Source organism: Actinophytocola sp., assembly GCF_036378875.1.
Taxonomy (GTDB): domain Bacteria; phylum Actinomycetota; class Actinomycetes; order Mycobacteriales; family Pseudonocardiaceae; genus Actinophytocola.
The window spans coordinates 16,968-33,215 of sequence record NZ_DASUVO010000139.1; the positions used below are offsets into that span (position 1 = coordinate 16,968).

Annotated in this window: 13 protein-coding genes; 11 read left to right on the top strand and 2 right to left on the bottom strand. The window is 69.4% G+C overall.

The window, feature by feature from the left end:
- The first annotated feature begins 149 nt into the window (after nt 1-149).
- Nucleotides 150-3,761, top strand: a complete 3,612-nt coding sequence (gene metH, locus VF106_RS40015) for a methionine synthase (protein ID WP_330845223.1) — start codon at nt 150-152, stop codon at nt 3,759-3,761.
- A 138-nt stretch (nt 3,762-3,899) separates the two neighbouring features.
- On the opposite strand, the gene VF106_RS40020 is transcribed toward metH, so the two are convergent.
- The gene (locus VF106_RS40020; RefSeq protein ID WP_330845224.1) at nt 3,900-4,787 is read right to left on the bottom strand and encodes a zinc-binding dehydrogenase; all 888 of its coding nucleotides are present in this window, start codon (nt 4,785-4,787) and stop codon (nt 3,900-3,902) included.
- Between the two features lie 497 nt (nt 4,788-5,284).
- Between VF106_RS40020 and VF106_RS40025 the strand changes: the two genes are divergently transcribed.
- Entirely contained in the window at nt 5,285-6,697 is a 1,413-nt protein-coding gene (locus VF106_RS40025) for an MFS transporter (protein WP_330845225.1), read from the top strand.
- 4 nt (nt 6,698-6,701) lie between these two features.
- On the opposite strand, the gene VF106_RS40030 is transcribed toward VF106_RS40025, so the two are convergent.
- Nucleotides 6,702-7,589 carry a DMT family transporter gene (locus VF106_RS40030; protein ID WP_330845226.1) on the bottom strand — a complete coding sequence of 296 codons (888 nt, stop codon included), beginning with the start codon at nt 7,587-7,589 and terminating at the stop codon, nt 6,702-6,704.
- 82 nt (nt 7,590-7,671) lie between these two features.
- On the opposite strand from VF106_RS40030, the gene VF106_RS40035 reads away from it, so the two are divergent.
- The 9 genes from VF106_RS40035 to VF106_RS40075 all read left to right on the top strand — a co-directional run bounded on the left by VF106_RS40035 (nt 7,672) and on the right by VF106_RS40075 (nt 16,246).
- Nucleotides 7,672-8,544, top strand: coding sequence for a LysR family transcriptional regulator (locus tag VF106_RS40035; protein ID WP_330845227.1), 873 nt, complete (start codon nt 7,672-7,674; stop codon nt 8,542-8,544).
- A gap of 49 nt (nt 8,545-8,593) precedes the next feature.
- Complete coding sequence (locus VF106_RS40040) at nt 8,594-9,589, top strand: NAD-dependent epimerase/dehydratase family protein (protein WP_330845228.1); 996 nt, start codon at nt 8,594-8,596, stop codon at nt 9,587-9,589.
- 138 nt (nt 9,590-9,727) lie between these two features.
- The gene (locus VF106_RS40045) at nt 9,728-11,524 is read left to right on the top strand and encodes a bifunctional metallophosphatase/5'-nucleotidase (RefSeq protein ID WP_330845229.1); all 1,797 of its coding nucleotides are present in this window, start codon (nt 9,728-9,730) and stop codon (nt 11,522-11,524) included.
- Nucleotides 11,525-11,590: 66 nt separating this feature from the next.
- Nucleotides 11,591-12,793, top strand: a complete 1,203-nt coding sequence (locus tag VF106_RS40050) for a cytochrome P450 family protein (protein ID WP_330845230.1) — start codon at nt 11,591-11,593, stop codon at nt 12,791-12,793.
- Nucleotides 12,794-12,814: 21 nt separating this feature from the next.
- The gene (locus tag VF106_RS40055) at nt 12,815-13,042 is read left to right on the top strand and encodes an ATP-dependent Clp protease adaptor ClpS (protein WP_330845231.1); all 228 of its coding nucleotides are present in this window, start codon (nt 12,815-12,817) and stop codon (nt 13,040-13,042) included.
- A complete protein-coding gene (locus VF106_RS40060; protein WP_330845232.1) occupies nt 13,039-13,587 on the top strand; it encodes a DUF2017 family protein in 549 nt (182 codons plus the stop codon). Before VF106_RS40055 ends, VF106_RS40060 begins: the two co-directional genes overlap by 4 nt.
- Nucleotides 13,588-14,025: 438 nt before the next feature.
- Entirely contained in the window at nt 14,026-14,862 is an 837-nt protein-coding gene (locus tag VF106_RS40065; protein WP_330845233.1) for a hypothetical protein, read from the top strand.
- 11 nt (nt 14,863-14,873) lie between these two features.
- Nucleotides 14,874-15,467, top strand: coding sequence for a hypothetical protein (locus VF106_RS40070; RefSeq protein WP_330845234.1), 594 nt, complete (start codon nt 14,874-14,876; stop codon nt 15,465-15,467).
- Nucleotides 15,464-16,246, top strand: coding sequence for a PP2C family protein-serine/threonine phosphatase (locus VF106_RS40075; protein ID WP_330845235.1), 783 nt, complete (start codon nt 15,464-15,466; stop codon nt 16,244-16,246). Before VF106_RS40070 ends, VF106_RS40075 begins: the two co-directional genes overlap by 4 nt.
- The last annotated feature ends 2 nt before the right edge of the window (nt 16,247-16,248 follow it).

Consider the following 16,248-nt stretch of genomic DNA (forward strand, 5'->3'; position numbering starts at 1 on the left):
CCCAGCATGTGGCCGGCATCGCGACGGTCGGGAGAGACTCGGTAAAGTCAATGTCCGGGCTGAGAGGCGCTGCAACGGACTGGGGTCCGCCACGCTCGGCCTGAACGATCTGTACGTAAGGGCGCCTCCCACACAACATGGGAGGTCGCATGAGCAAGGAACTAGCCCTTCGCGCGCTGTTCGACGAGCGTATCGCCGTGCTCGACGGGGCGTGGGGCACCATGCTCCAGAACGCCTCGCTCACGCCGGAGGACTTCCAGGGCGACCGGTTCGGCGACCACACCCACGACGTGACCGGCGACCCGGACCTGCTCAACATCACCCGGCCGGACCTCATCCTGGACGTGCACCGCCAGTACCTCGCGGCCGGCGCGGACATCACGACCACCAACACGTTCACCGCGACGTCCATCGCGCAGGCCGACTACGGCCTCCAGGACCACGTGCGCGAGATGAACCTGGCCGCCGCGCGCCTCGCTCGCCAGGCCGCGGACGAGGCGGGCGGCAAGTTCGTGGCCGGCTCGATCGGCCCGCTGAACGTGACACTGTCGCTGTCGCCGAAGGTCGAGGACCCCGCGTACCGCGCGGTCACGTTCGACCAGGTCAAGGCCGCCTACGCGGAGCAGATCAGCGCTCTCGCCGAGGGCGGCGTCGACATCCTGCTCATCGAGACGATCTTCGACACGCTCAACTGCAAGGCCGCCGTCGCCGCCGCCCGCGAGGTCGCGCCAGATCTGCCGCTGTGGATCTCGGTCACCATCGTCGACCTGTCCGGTCGCACGCTGTCCGGGCAGACGGTCGAGGCGTTCTGGCGCTCGGTCGCCCACGCCAAGCCGCTGGTCGTCGGCGTGAACTGCGCGCTGGGCGCCGAGCAGATGCGCCCGCACGTGGCCGACCTGGCCCGACTCGCGGACACCTACGTCGCGAGCCACCCGAACGCGGGCCTGCCCAACGCGTTCGGCGGCTACGACGAGACCCCAGAGGAGACCGGCGCGCTGCTCGGTGACTTCATCGGCGCCGGCATGGTCAACATCGTCGGCGGCTGCTGCGGCACGACGCCCGCGCACATCGCCAAGATCGCCGAGGCGGCGCACGGCCGTACGCGTCGCGCCATACCGGAGGTCGAACACCGGTCCCGGTTCGCCGGCCTGGAGCCGTTCGAGATCGGGCCGGACACCGGGTTCGTGATGATCGGCGAGCGGACCAACGTCACCGGTTCGGCCAAGTTCCGCAGGCTCATCGAGTCCGACGACTACCAGGCCGCGGTGGACGTCGCGCTCGACCAGGTGCGGGGCGGCGCGAACCTGCTGGACGTCAACATGGACGCCGACCTGCTCGACAGCGAGCAGGCGATGACCACGTTCCTGAACCTGATCGCGACCGAGCCCGAGGTGGCGAGGATCCCGGTCATGGTCGACAGTTCCAAGTGGACGGTGCTGGAGGCCGGGCTGAAGTGCCTGCAGGGCAAGGGGGTCGTCAACTCGATCTCCCTGAAGGAGGGCGAGGAGCAGTTCCTCGCGCAGGCCCGCAAGATCCGCGACTACGGCGCGGGCGTCGTCGTGATGGCGTTCGACGAGCAGGGCCAGGCCGACACCGCGGACCGCAAGGTCGAGATCTGCGCGCGTGCCTACGACCTGTTGACGCAGAAGATCGGCTTCCCGGCCGAGGACATCATCTTCGACCCGAACGTGCTCGCGGTCGCCACCGGCATCGCCGAGCACAACGGGTACGCCAAGGCGTTCATCGACGCGCTGCCGCGGATCAAGGAGCGCTGTCCCGGCGTGCGGACCAGCGGCGGCATCTCGAACCTGTCGTTCTCCTTCCGTGGCAACAACGTCGTGCGTGAGGCCATGCACTCGGCGTTCCTGCTGCACGCCGTCCGCGCCGGCCTGGACATGGGCATCGTGAACGCGGGTCAGCTGGCCGTGTACGAGGACATCCCCAAGGATCTGCTCGAACTGGTCGAGGACGTGCTGTTCGACCGTCGTGAGGACGCGACGGACCGGCTGGTTTCCTTTGCCGAGAACGTGAAGGGCAGTGGCACCAAGCGGGTCGTCGACCTGTCGTGGCGCGAGGGGACGGTCGCCGAACGACTGTCGCACGCGCTCGTGCACGGCATCGTGGACTTCATCGAGGACGACACCGAGGAGGCCCGGCAGCAGTTCGCGCGGCCGCTCCAGGTCATCGAGGGTCCGCTGATGGACGGCATGAAGATCGTCGGTGACCTGTTCGGGTCCGGCAAGATGTTCCTGCCGCAGGTGGTCAAGAGCGCACGCGTGATGAAGCGTTCCGTCGCCTACCTCGAGCCGTTCATGGAGGCCGAGAAGGAGAAGCTGCGGCTCGAGGGCAAGATCGACACGGGTCGCGGCCAGGGCAAGGTCGTCATGGCCACGGTCAAGGGCGACGTGCACGACATCGGCAAGAACATCGTCGGCGTCGTGTTGGGCTGCAACAACTACGAGGTGATCGACCTCGGCGTGATGGTGCCGGCGGCGACCATTCTGGACACCGCGGTCGCCGAAAGTGCCGACGTCATCGGGCTTTCCGGACTCATCACCCCGTCGCTCGACGAGATGGTGTCGGTGGCGGCCGAGATGGAGCGGCGCGGGCTGAAGCTGCCGCTGCTGATCGGCGGCGCGACGACGTCCCGGCAGCACACGGCCGTCCGGATCGCGCCGGCGTACTCGAACATCGTCGCGCACGTGCTGGACGCGTCGCGGGTCGTCGGCGTGGTGTCGGACCTGCTCGACGCCGACCGTGCCGAGGCGCTGGCCAAGCGGACCCGCGAGGAGCAGGAGGTGCTGCGGGAGCAGCACGAGCGCAAGCGCCGCCAGCCCTTGTTGACCCTGGACCGGGCGCGGGCGAACCGCGAGGTCGTGCCGTTCGACGACGTCCCGACGCCCTCGTTCACCGGCCTGCGGGTCATGACGCCGTCGATCGCCGAGCTGCGCGAGATGATCGACTGGCAGTTCCTGTTCCTGGCGTGGGAGCTCAAGGGCAAGTACCCGGCGATCCTGGACCAGCCGGTCGCGCGCGAGCTGTTCGACGACGCCAACACGATGATGGACGAGATCATCGCGGCCGGCTCGCTGACCGCGAAGGGCGTGTACGGGTTCTGGCCGGCCTTCGCCGAGGGCGACGACATCGTGCTGGCGTCGGGGGAGCGGTTCCCGATGCTGCGTCAGCAGACGCAGAAGCCGGAGGGCCGTCCCAACCGTTCACTGGCCGACTACGTGGCCCCGTCCGGTTCTGGCGACCACCTGGGCGGCTTCGCGGTGGCGATCCACGGCGCGGAGGACCTGGCGGCGTCGTACGAGGCGGCCAACGACGACTACCGCGCGATCATGGTGAAGGCGCTGGCCGACCGCCTGGCCGAGGCGTTCGCCGAGTACCTCCACCTGGAGGCCCGCCGCCAGTGGTTCGAGCCGGACGCCGCGCCGTCGCTGGCGGACCTGCACGCGGAGCGCTTCCGCGGCATCCGGCCGGCGCTGGGCTACCCGGCGAGCCCGGACCACAGCGAGAAGGCGCTCCTGTTCGAACTGCTGGACGCGTCCGCCCAGGGCATCGGCCTGACGGAGAACTTCGCGATGACCCCGGCCGCCGCGGTGAGCGGCCTGATCTTCCAGCACCCGGACTCGCGCTACTTCACGGTGGGCCGCATCGGCCGTGACCAGGTGGAAGACTACGCAACCCGCCTCAACGTCCCAGTGTCCGAAGTAGAACACTGGCTCCGCCCCAACCTGGCCTACGACCCCGACTAACCCCGCGAGTCCAACACCAGAGACCCGCGTGTCCAACACAGGAGACCGGTGAGTTCGACAATGGGAGTGGACTCCGATTGTCGAACTCACCAGTCCAGACTGTTGGACACGCGGGTCTGGAGCGTTGGACACGCGAGGTCAGGGCTGTAGGACTGCTTTGCCCTGGATCTGGCGGTTGCGTAGGGCCTTGGCCGCTGTCTCGTAGTCCGCCAGGTCGCCTTGCCAGCCCAGTTCCACCCGTAGGTGGCCCGCTGCCACGTGGGTGAGCAGTGCGGCGAGGTCGGGGCCCGCTGTCGTCGTGTCGATCAGGAACGATGTCAGGGTCTTGGGCGGTCCCACCGTCGCGTAGGGCGGGAACGTCGCCGGTTCGCCGGAGCTCCAGCCGACGCTCTGGATGCTCCCACCCGGCGCGAGGAGGCCCCACGCCTCGACGAGCTGCGGCCCGCCCACGTTGTCGATCACGATGTCCACGGGAGTGGTCAGGCCGGTCAGGCCGACGATCACCTCGTCGGCCTCCAGTCCCGCACCACGGGCCGGGGAACCGACCGACGCGATCACCGTCGCGCCCGCGTGCCTGGCCAGTTGCACCGCGAACCGACCGACGCCGCCGGACGCGCCCGTGACGAGCACCCGCTTCCCTGGCCCGGCGCCGGCCGCCCGCAACGACTGCAGTGCGGCGAGACCCGCCACCGGCAACGTGGCCGCCCGCGCCAGGTCCACCTCTTCGGGCACGACGGCGAGCGCGGACGGCTCCACGGCCACCCGTGACGCGAACGCACCGGCTGTCAGCGCGACCACACGGGCACCGACGGGCGGTCCGTCCTGGCTCGTCTGGACCACCACGCCGGCCAGGTCGGAGCCCAGCACCGCGCCGGCCGGCACGCGGCCGGACCGCGCGTCGTTGAGGTCGCCGAGGTTCAGTGAGACGTAGTGCACGTCGACCAGCACGCCGTCGACCGGCGCGGGGCGGTTGGTGAGCCGCACTCCGGCGGGTGCGGACGGGTCGACGACGAGTGCGCGGATCATGGTTCCCCTGTCGGTGCGACGAATTCCTGCGCACGGTAACCAGCGGCGGCCCGGTTCGATTCCCGAAAACGCGACTCGCAGGGGCCGAAAGCGCGACTCGCGACTGTTGGGTGCGAGTCGGCGCGTTGGAACGGCGGGGCGCCGGCCGGAGGCTGGGGGGAACATCCGGCCGGCGTTTCCGGTCGCGCGCAGGGGAACTGTCCACGTCAGCAGTGCCCTGGGGGTGTTGACACCGCCGGAAAGGCCCCAGTTCTTCCTGGTTCCGCGGCGACCAATCGATATAACGGCTTACCCCCCCTTGGCGTTCCGTGTCAGAAAGTGCGTTCCGTCACGTGGAAACCTGGAACAACAGCGAGTGGAGCCTTCTCGTACGCCGGCGTTTCGTCAGGTTCGGCATTGGTCGGGCCTCGAATTCCGGCGTCTCCCGTCGCAGGTAGTGCGGATACCTGGATAACCACACACTGGTTCCAGGTTCCTGGCTCACGTTCCCTGGTGTCGTGACCTCGCTTACCGAATTACCGGAGACGCGGACCGGGCTGACCGCCACCAGCCTCGCGACCCTGCTGGCCAGCTACGTGCTGGCCCCCATCGACCTGTTCATCGTCAACGTCGCGTTACCCACGATCCAGTCCGACCTGCACGCCTCCACCTCGACGTTGGAGTGGGTGCTCGCCGGTTACGGGGGCGCCTTCGCGTTGCTGCTCGTGATCGGCGGCCGGCTCGGGGACGCGCTGGGCAGGCGGCGGATGCTCATGTGGGGCCTCGCCGCGTTCACGATGACCTCGCTGATCTGCGGTCTCGCACCTAACGAAGCAGTGCTCGTCCTCGCCAGGGTCGCGCAGGGCGCGGCGGCCGCTTTGCTGGTGCCGCAGGTGTTCTCGATCATTCAGGCGACCAGCGTCGGGGAGCGGCGGGCACGCACCCTCGGCTACCTCGGCGCGGCCGCGGGGCTGGCGATGGTGCTCGGCCAGGTGCTCGGCGGAGTCCTCGTCGCCGTGGACCTCGCGGGCACCGGCTGGCGGCCGATCTTCCTGGTCAACGTGCCCATCGGGCTGTTCGTGCTGTTGTTGATCCGCCGGAAGCTGCCGGAGAGCAGGGCGCACGACCCGATCGGCGTCGACCGGTGGGGCACGCTGCTGCTGGCCGGCTCGCTGATCGCGTTGCTGGTGCCGCTCCTGGAAGGCAGGACGCTCGGCTGGCCCGCGTGGTGCTGGGCACTGCTGATCGCCGTCCCGATCCTCGCCACCGGGTACTTCACGGTCGCGAGGAGGCTGGAACGCGCCGGCGGCGTGCCACTGCTGCCGCCGGCACTGCTGCGGATGCCGACCATGCGAGTCGGCCTGCTGGTGGCGGTGCCGGTGTTCGCCGGGTTCGGTGGGTTCATGTTCGTGTTCGCGCTGGTCTTCCAGACCGGCCTGCACTTCAGCCCGTTCACGGCCGGCCTCGCGTTGACCCCTGCCGCGGTCGGCTTCCTCGTGATGTCACTGCAGACCAGCCGGCTCGTCGCCCGCTACGGCCGCCGCGTCCTGGTGATGGGCGCGGTCGTCCAGTTCGTCGGGCTGCTCATGCTGACGGTGACCACGCTGGCGATGTGGCCGAACATCACCGTGCTCGACCTGGCGCCCGGCGCGCTGCTGTACGGGGTGGGTCAGGCCGCGATCGCGCCGGTGCTGTTCCGGGTCATCCTGTCCGGCGTGCCGACCGAGGCGGCCGGTGTCGGCAGCGGTGTCCTGACCACGACACAGCAGATGTCGCTCGCCATCGGCGTCGCGACGCTCGGCTCGCTGTTCGTGGCGCTGGCCGGTTCGACGGGCATGCGGAACGCGCTGGTCTTCACCACCGCACTGCTGGCCGTCCTGTCGGTGATGATCGGCATGCTGATCACCCGTCTCCCGGACCCGCGCGCCTAGCGCGTCACCGCCTGCGGGAGATGGCCACACCCGTCAGGCAGACCGCACCGCCGATGAGCCCGTACACCGTCGGGATCTCGGCGAGCAGCAGCCACGACAGCAGCACGGACACGGCCGGCACGGCGTAGGTGGAGGCGGACAGGCGCCCGGCGTCCATACGGCGCAACGCGTACGCCCACGCGGTGAAGCCGATCGCGGTCGGGAACACTCCCATGTAGACGGTGCCGAGGATGGCGCCGACCGGTGCGACCCGCAGCTCGGTGACCAGCTGCGGCGCCCACGGCAGGAGCACCACGGTCGCGATGACGCAGCCCAGCCAGATCGCGGTGAGCCCGTCGACGTGCCGCAGCGAGACCTTCTGGATCAACACACCGGCGGCGTACAGCGCGGCCGCCAGGAGGCACAGCAGGACACCGGCGACGTTGCGCTGCGCGGTGGCGCCCATCGCGATGATCGCCGTCCCGCCCATGGCCACGAGGGAACCGGCGATCAGTGGGCGGGAGAAGCCCTCCTTCAGGAACCGCCCGGCGGCGAACGCCACCAGCAGCGGCGCGAGGTTCACGAGCAACGCGGCGGTCCCGGCGTCGACGTACCGCTCGCCCGCGTTGAGCGCGACGGTGTAGCCGGCGAGCCACAGCACGGCGTACGCCCCGACCAGCAGGAACGACGTGCGGGACAGCCGGACGCTGGCAGCGCCCTTGACCAGTACCAACACGGTGAGCGCCGCTGCGGCGACGCCGAGGCGCAGCAACGCCATCGGCGCGGGGGACAGGGAATGCCCGACGACGCGGATGGCGATGAACGCCGAACCCCAGAGCACGACGGCGAGCACGATGGCCGCCGCGGTCCGGCCGGTGTCCACCGGCCTGGCTGTCACGAGTTGATCGGTCACGGTCCTATCGTCAGCTCGACCGACTGTAAAGCACAAGCGACTAGTTCTATACAACCGTTAAGCCACTCTGTACGGTTGGGGGATGGACATCGCACGTCTCCGCGTCCTGCGTGCCGTCGTCGCGACCGGTTCGATCCGGGCCAGCGCGTCCGCTCTCGGGTACACGCCTTCCGCGTTGAGCCAGCAACTCGCGGCACTGCAACGGGAAACCGGCCTGCAGTTGTTCGAGCGGGTCGGGCGCGGCATCGAGCCCACGAGTGCCGGGCTGGCCCTCGCCGCCGAGGCGGAGGCGTTGTTCGAGGCTGTCGGGCGGGTCGAGCGCACGGTGGGGGACCTGCGGGAGGGACGGGTCGGCAGCCTGGCGATCGGCTACTTCGGGTCGGCGGGCGCGGCGTGGCTCGCCCCGACGGTCGCCGTCCTGCGTGCCGAGTTCCCCGAGCTTCGCCTGGACCTGCGGATGACCGAGTTCACGCCGGCGGACCCGGACGTCGACATCTTCGTGGAGGAGCAGGGCGGTGGGCACTCGCCACTCGTGGACGTGCGCCGGCTGACCGCCGACCCGTACCGCGTGGTCGTGCGCGTCGACGACCCGCTCGCCGAGGTGGCGGAGGTGCCGCTCGCGGACCTGGCCGGCCGGGACTGGGTGGACAACGACCTACGGGACGGGCCGTGCCGTCAGGTGCTGCTCTCGGCGTGCGCGCAGGCCGGCTTCGTGCCGCGCTTCGTGGTCGAGACCCATGACTACCGGACCGCGATCGCTTTCGTGGCAACGGGAATCGGGATCACGGTGGTGCCGGAGCTCGGCATCGGCGAGCTGCCAAAGGATCTGACGGCCGTCGCCGTGGTGTCCCCGACCCCGGTTCGCCACATCGGTGTGGCGGTCAAGAAATCCGTCGCACAGCACCCCGCCGCGCGACGTGTCGTGGAGTTGCTGGAAGGACTAGTTTGTAGCTGAGGCAACCGGGGGCGGCCGTTCTTCCTGTTGAGTCTACAAAGGACGGACAATGAGCGGTTTGGTTCTTGTCACGGGTGGCACCGGGCACGTCGGGAGCCACGCGGTCGTGCGTCTGCTCGCCGACGGGTACCGGGTGCGGGCCACGGTGCGGTCGCCGGAGCGGCAGTCGGACGTGTGGGCGTTCGTGGCCGCCAGCGGAGCGGACCCGGCCGGCCTGGAGGTCGTGGTCGCCGACCTGTCCGCCGACGACGGCTGGGACGCCGCGATGGTTGGCGTGCGCTACGTGCTGCACATCGCCTCGCCGTTGCCGGCACCCGTGGACGACGACGAGATCATCGTCCGGCCGGCTCGTGAAGGTGCGTTGCGGGTACTGGCCGCCGCGCGGCAGGCGGGCGTGGCGCGGGTGGTGATGACCTCCTCGTTCGTCGCCGTCGGCTACAGCGCCACGCCTCGCGACGAGTACACCGAGGAGGACTGGACGGATCCGGCCGACCCCAACACCGCCTACACCAGGTCCAAGGTGATCGCCGAGCGCGCGGCCTGGGACTTCGTCCGTGATGGGGCCCCGGAGTTGACCGTGATCAACCCGGTGGGGATCCTCGGGCCGGTGCTCGACGCGCACGTGTCCGTGTCGGTCGCGCTGGTGAAGGCGATGCTCGACGGGAAAGTGCCCGCCGTGCCGAGGATGTGCTTCGGGTTGGTGGACGTCCGCGACCTCGTCGACCTGCACGTACGCGCCATGACGCACCCTCGGGCGCCCGGCGAGCGGTTCCTGGCGGTGAGCGGGAAGTTCATCAGCATGCTCGAACTGGCCAGGATCCTCGCCGACAACCTCGGTGAGCGTGCCGCGCGCGTCCCCACCGTGGAGCTGGCCGATGACGTGGTGCGTGCGGCCGCGGCGCACGACCCGGTCATGCGGGCGGCCGCGTCGTGGCTCGGACGCGTCCCGGTCGTCAGCAACACCAAGGCCAGGACGCTTCTCGACTGGCGTCCTCGCGACGTCGAGACGACCATCGTCGACACGGCCGTCAGCCTCCTTGGATAACCGTTCATCACGAGTTAGGTCGGGATGGCTAGCCCTCGGGGTGCTGATTAGGCAGGATGCACCCGTCCGTGAGCTGCTTGGAGGCCGACTGTGTCCGGTGTTGGGTCATTACTTCGTGCTGGAGTGGCCGTAGGGGTCGTGACAGCGTTCGTCGTGGCGGCACCGCTGGTGTCGTCCCCGCCCACTCCGGAAGACCGGGACCTGTGGACGCCGATGACACCCGTGGCGGTCAGCTACGACATCGGCACGGCACAGCGCGGGGCCGCCAAGGGCCGGGTGCTGAGCTTCAACGACTTCCACGGCGCGCTCGAGCCACCGGTGGGCAGCGGCGGGCTGGTCAACGGCACCCCGGCCGGCGGGGTCGAGTTCCTTGCCACGCACGTCAAGCGGCTCCGCGCGGCGGGCGAGGCCGCCGGTGAAGAGGTGATCACCGCAGGCGCTGGTGACATGGTCGGCGCGACGCCGCTGATCAGCGCCGCGTTCCACGACGAGCCCAGCGTGGAGGCGCTGTCGCAGCTCGGGATGGACGTCACCTCGGTCGGCAACCACGAGTTCGACGAAGGCGTCACCGAGCTCCGGCGGCTCCAGTACGGCGGCTGTCACCCGACCGACGGCTGCCAGGACGGCGACGGTTTCGCCGGCGCGGACTACCGGTACCTGGCCGCCAACGTCGTGGACAAGAAGTCACGGCTGCCGATCCTCGCCCCGGTGGACATCCGGTTCGTGCGCGGCGTGCCGGTGGCGTTCGTCGGCATGACGCTGAAGGGCACTCCCAGCATCGTCAACCCGGCCGGGATCCAGAACGTCGAGTTCCTCGACGAGGTGAGCACGGCCAACCGCTACGCGGACATCCTGCGCCGGATCGGGATCAAGTCGATGGTGCTGCTGGTGCACGAGGGCGGGCAGCAGAACCCGCCGCCGACGCCGCAGAACCCGTCCGACTGCGCCAACTTCGCCGGCCCCATCACGAACATCGTGGCCGGGCTGCGGCCCGAGTACGGGTTGGTCGTCTCCGGCCACACCCACCGGTTCTACAGCTGCGCGCTGCCGAACTCCTCCGGCGCCAACACGGTCGTCACCAGCGCGGGCTCGAACGGCACCCTGGTCACCGACATCCAGTTCAGCCTCGACCGGAAGAGCAAGCGCTTCACCAGCATCGCCGCGCGCAACGTGATCGTCGAGAACGGCGTGCGGCTGCCGGACGGCACCTGGGCCAGGGACGCGGCCGGCAACTTCCTCCGCGACCCCGCGCTGGTCGACCCGGCGGCCAAGCGTCTGGTCGACAAGTACCGGACCGCCGTCGCGCCGATCGCCAACCGGGTGGTCGGCACGATCACCGGTGACATCACCAGGACCCAGAACGCGGCGGGCGAGAGCGCGCTCGGGGATGTGATCGCGGACGCCCAACTCGCGTACACGGCGTCCGCCGACGCGCAGATCGCGTTGATGAACCCCGGCGGTATCCGCGCGGATCTCAGCTTCGGGTTCTCCTCCGGCGGTGAGGCCCCCGGCGAGGTGACCTACGGCGAGGGCTTCACGGTGCAGCCGTTCAACAACCTGGTGGTCACGCAGACCCTCACCGGCGCGCAGCTGAAGGAGGTGCTGGAGCAGCAGTTCCCTGGCTTCGCGGGGCAGATCGCGCAACGCGTCCTGCAGGTCTCGGCCGGGTTCTCGTTCAGCTACGACAGCACGAGGGCACCCGGCGACAAGATCACCGCGATGTCGCTGGGCGGTGTGCCGATCGACCCGGCCGCGAGCTACCGCGTGACCAGCAACGACTTCCTGGCCAACGGCGGCGACGGGTTCACCAGGTTCACCGCGGGCACGTCGCGCGTCACCGCGCCCGGCTTCGACATCGACGCTCTGGTCAGCCACCTCGGCGCCGCCGCACCCGTCTCCCCCGGTCAGCAGAACCGCATCACCAAGATCGCCTGAGTGTGGGAAACGCACCCCGAGTCGTGCCACAGTGGAAGTGGAGGGTAAGCCACAGGAGGGACTCCGATGACGGGCACGAGCACACCCATCGCGTTGGACGCTGACTTCATCCAGGATCCGTACACGTTCTACCGGCGGCTACGCACCGAGGCGCCGGTGCGTGAGGTGGTGATGCCGCGTGGGCTGAAGGTCTGGGTGGTCACGCGGTACGCCGACGTGCGGGACGCGCTCGCCAACCCAGCCCTGCACAAGGACATGCGGCCGGTGCAGGAACTGTTCCAACGGCACCAGACGAAGTCGGCCACCAACGAGTTCGGCGCGGACCTGTCCGCGCACATGCTCAACAGTGACCCGCCCGACCACACCCGCCTGCGCAAGCTCGTCGCGAAGGCCTTCACGATGCGGCGGGTCGAGCTGCTGCGGCCCCGCATCGAGGAGATCACCGACAACCTGCTCGCCGGCCTGTCCGGCGAGGTCGACCTGGTCGACGAGTTCGCATTCCCGCTGCCGGTCACGGTGATCTGCGAACTGCTCGGTGTCCCACAGTCGGACCAGGACGACTTCCGCGGGTGGTCCGCGGCACTGGTGTCCGCGTCCGCCGAGTCCGTCGGTGCGGCCAGCATGGCGATGTCGGGGTACCTGCGTGCCCTCATCGACGCCAAGCGCGCGAACCCGGCAGACGACATGCTGAGCGCCCTGGTCCAAACCCAGGACGACGGCGACGAACTCACCGACGTCGAGCTGGTCTCGATGGCGTTCCTGCTGCTGGTGGCCGGGCACGAGACCACGGTGAACCTCATCGCCAACGGCGTGCTCGCGCTGCTGCGCAACCCCGACCAGCTGGCCGCCCTCCGCGGCGACCCCGGGCTGCTGCCCGGCGCGATCGAGGAGTTCCTGCGCTACGACAGCCCGGTCAACCACGCGACGCTGCGGTACACCGTGGAACCGACCGAGATCGGCGGCACGACCATCCCGGAGGGCGAGTTCGTGGTGGTGTCGGTGACCTCAGCCAACCGCGACGAAGCCCGTTTCGGTGGCGGCGCGGAAACTCTGGACGTCACCCGTCCGGCGGGCGGCCACATGGCCTTCGGCCACGGCATCCACTTCTGCCTCGGCGCACCACTCGCCCGCCTCGAGGGACAGATCGCGATCGGCCGGCTCCTGGACCGCTTCCCGAACATGACCCTGGCGACCAACGCCGACAACCTGCGCTGGCGCAACAGCACCCTGTTGCGCGGCCTGGAGAAGCTCCCGGTCCGCGTGGACTAGCGGCAAGGAAATACTGAGTCGGTGTGGCGAGTTGTGATCCACAATGATCAGCTGAACTCGTTGGCGGTCGTCGCGCACCTGCTGCACACGTTGTGCGCGATGGCTTTGCCCGATGCCGTGCAGTTGGCCGCCATGGTGCACTACCGCACCTCGGCGGAGGTGGCGGAGTTTCCCTCACAGGGCGAGGCCGAGCAGCTGGTGGTCGCCTTCCAGCGGCACGGGCTCGACGCGAGTGTCCGGCACGGATGATGGACGAGCACATCCAGTACGGGGTCACCGAGGACTACTTCGACGCGGTGCTGGCGAGTGACGGCATCGCCGTGCGGATGTCGGACAACGTCGCCCACGTCCTCACCCAGCTCGTGGCCAGGCTGATCCGCTTCCTGGAAACCGGTGAGGTTCACGAGGAGCGCAGAGGACCGCTCCGCCGGGCCAGGTCGGCGGACAAGGTGCTGCGTCACATGTTCCCCGAGGCCTATCGCGACCGCGCCGAGGCGCACTCCTTCCGTGAACGCCACGCGCCCGCACTGCGCGACAGTGCCGCCCCACGACGCGTGTACGCCAGATGCGCCACCGGCGCCGAGTACGTGATCGACCACGCCGAGGTGGACGACTGGCTGGTCACGCTGGGCCTGGCCCGCTTCCTGGTCCTGCCGCGTGACGCCGCGACCCACGACATGACCGTCGCCTGGCTCAACCACATGCAGGTGAGCCTGATCAGCACCGTCAACCCACAGTTGGCGAACCTGGTGGCCACCCACGCCCCGCGGACACGCACGATCCGGCGGAGCTAGCGGGCGTAGTCGCCGAGAGCGGGTTCGAGGAGGGGTCGCCTCCGGCCCGACGATGGCGGCGAACAGGAACAGGCGGCCGCGGACGGCTTCGCCTCCCTCACCCGCGTCACCGGCGTGGAATCCGCAGAGAAGCGCCTGCACGCCGAGGGCGTCGAGATCACGATGCCCCTACGCGAGGAGCCATGTCACCGATCCCAACGGTGTCATCGTCAACTGGTGGAGTGGACGACGAGCTGATCCCTGCCTTCACAACCGAAAGCGAGCCCTGACGGCGACGTCAAGATCTGGCTGTTCGAGCAGCAGCCGCGCGACGGAGATGCACCGCGCTGGGTGTCCGCGGTGCAACGTTCGCGTGAGTTCGAGCGACTGGACTGTCGGACGCGGTGGTGCCGCGTCGGACGTGGGCGTTGCGGACTGGAGGGGGTTGGTGTGGGTCGGATGCTGGGGAACGATCCTGACCAGCTTGACGGTCTCGGCGACCTGCTCACCAGGTCGGCGGAGCGGTTGGGCGCCATCGGTACAGAGGTCAGCGTGTTGCTCGCCGGTGCCGGCTGGGAGGGTTGCGACGCCGAGGAGTTCCGGTGGCAGTGGCACCATCAGCTGACCGGCATCCTCCATTCGACCGCGGCGCAGAACCATGAGGCCGCTCGTGTCCTGCACACCAACGCGCAGGAACAGCGGGCCGCGAGCAGCGACCACGCCGGGCTGTTCCCGGGTGGGTTCGGCGGAGCGGTGCCGGGCGACTGGTCGGTGTCGTGTGCGGAGACCGCACCCGACATCGGGTGGGAGCTGATTGGTCTACTCGGCACCGTCGTGGGCGCGAACTCGTTGCTCGCCGACACATTCAAAGCATTCGGCAAGCCGCCGCCACAGTTGGCTTCGTTCGCCGCCGGGGTGAAAGGGCTCGACAACATACTCAAAGGGCCGGGCATCGCGCTCAGCGCTCTTTCCCTTGTCGACGATATGAACACGTTCGCCACCGGGCTCGCGTGTGGGGGCAATCGCGCTGACACCGTCAATGCCGGGGTGGACACCGTGCTCGGTGTCGTCGAGCTTGGTCTCGGGGTTGGCGCGTTGGTGTTCCCACCACTTGGCGCGGCCGCGGTGGTCGCGACAGCCGCGCATTTCGCGTTCGATGCCGTTGTCGCGATCGATCCCGAGCTGCCCACCCGCATCGCGGACGGAATGAGCGACTTCGCCGACACCGTCGCCGACTCGGTCGGCGATGCGGTGACCGGTGGAGTCGACGCCGTCGCGAACCTCTTCGGTTTCTAGGAGGCCGGCCCATGTCCGCACAGCTCGTGCTCACGTACGCGGAGATCCAGTTCCTGCTGCGTTCCTACGAGCCGGAGCATGTCGCCGTTCGCGAGCAGCTCGGGCTTCCGGACGGACCGGACGCCGAGCGGAACGCCGCCGCCGGCCTCGCGTCGCTGCTCGCTCGCGGGTTGTGCGCGAGGGACGCGGACCGGGTGGTGCCGTCGAACGAACTGGTTGGTGTGATCGGCGCTCTGTCGGCCGCGACCAGGGGTACCGACGTGCTCGGCCGGCGAGCCGGTGGTCCCGTGCTGTTGCACCTGTTCACCGGGCCCAGGTTCGGGATCGCGGTGCAACCGGTCGGGCTCGGGCAGTACGCGGTGACGCCGTTGGACCCCGCACGTGACCTCTCGGACCAGGTGGTGGGGTTCGTCGACGCCTGCCTTGCTGGAACTCGCGACACGGCGGTCGTGGTTCGGTCCGGTGTGGTCCGTGCCGCGGTCGCGACCTCGGCGACCGGTGAGTGGTACATCTCGGACTCGGTGAACAACCCGAACCAGGGACATCCGTGCACGCCGGCGGATGCGGCCGCGCGGATCAGGGCTGTCCTGGCGGTGCCGGTGTGATCGGCGAGCCGGTGATCGTGGCAGGAGGCGGCACGGACGCCGGTCGCGTCCGTGTGTCCAATCAGGACAGTCACCTCATGGCCGGATGTGTGTTCGCGGTCGCGGACGGCATGGGCGGGCACGCCGCCGGTGAGGTCGCGAGCGCCCTCGTGGTCGCGCGACTCGCCGGGCTCGCGGAACGGCCAACGCTGCGACCGGATGACGTGCGAACCGTGCTGGCCGACGCCAACCAGGCGATCATCGACAGCGCCGCTCGCAATCCAGCGCAGTCCGACATGGGCACCACCGTGACGGGGTTGTGCCTCGTGCAGGTGGCGGGTTCCACCCACTGGTTGGTGTTCAACATCGGCGACTCCCGGGTCTACCGGTTCGCGGACGGAACGCTGACCCAGCTCACCGAGGACCATTCCCATGTCGCCGAACTCGTTGCGGCGGGCGAGATCACTCCTCGGGAAGCGCTGGATCATCCACTCGCGCATTTCGTCACCCGCGCGCTCGGCACGCAGGACTTCGTGGACCCCGACATCCGCGTTTTTCCGCCGACGCCGGGGGAGCGTTTCCTCATCTGTTCCGACGGCCTCACGCGCGAGCTGGCGGACGACCTGATCGCGCATGTGCTGGCCGACGAACCGGTGCCCCAGGCGGCCGCGGATCGGCTTGTCGGCCTGGCACTCGCCGCGGGAGGACGCGACAACGTCACCGTGCTGGTCGTCGACCACGTCGCTTCCCCGAGCGAACCGGTCGGCACGACCACACCTCGTGCTCGGGCAGGAGGCTGACG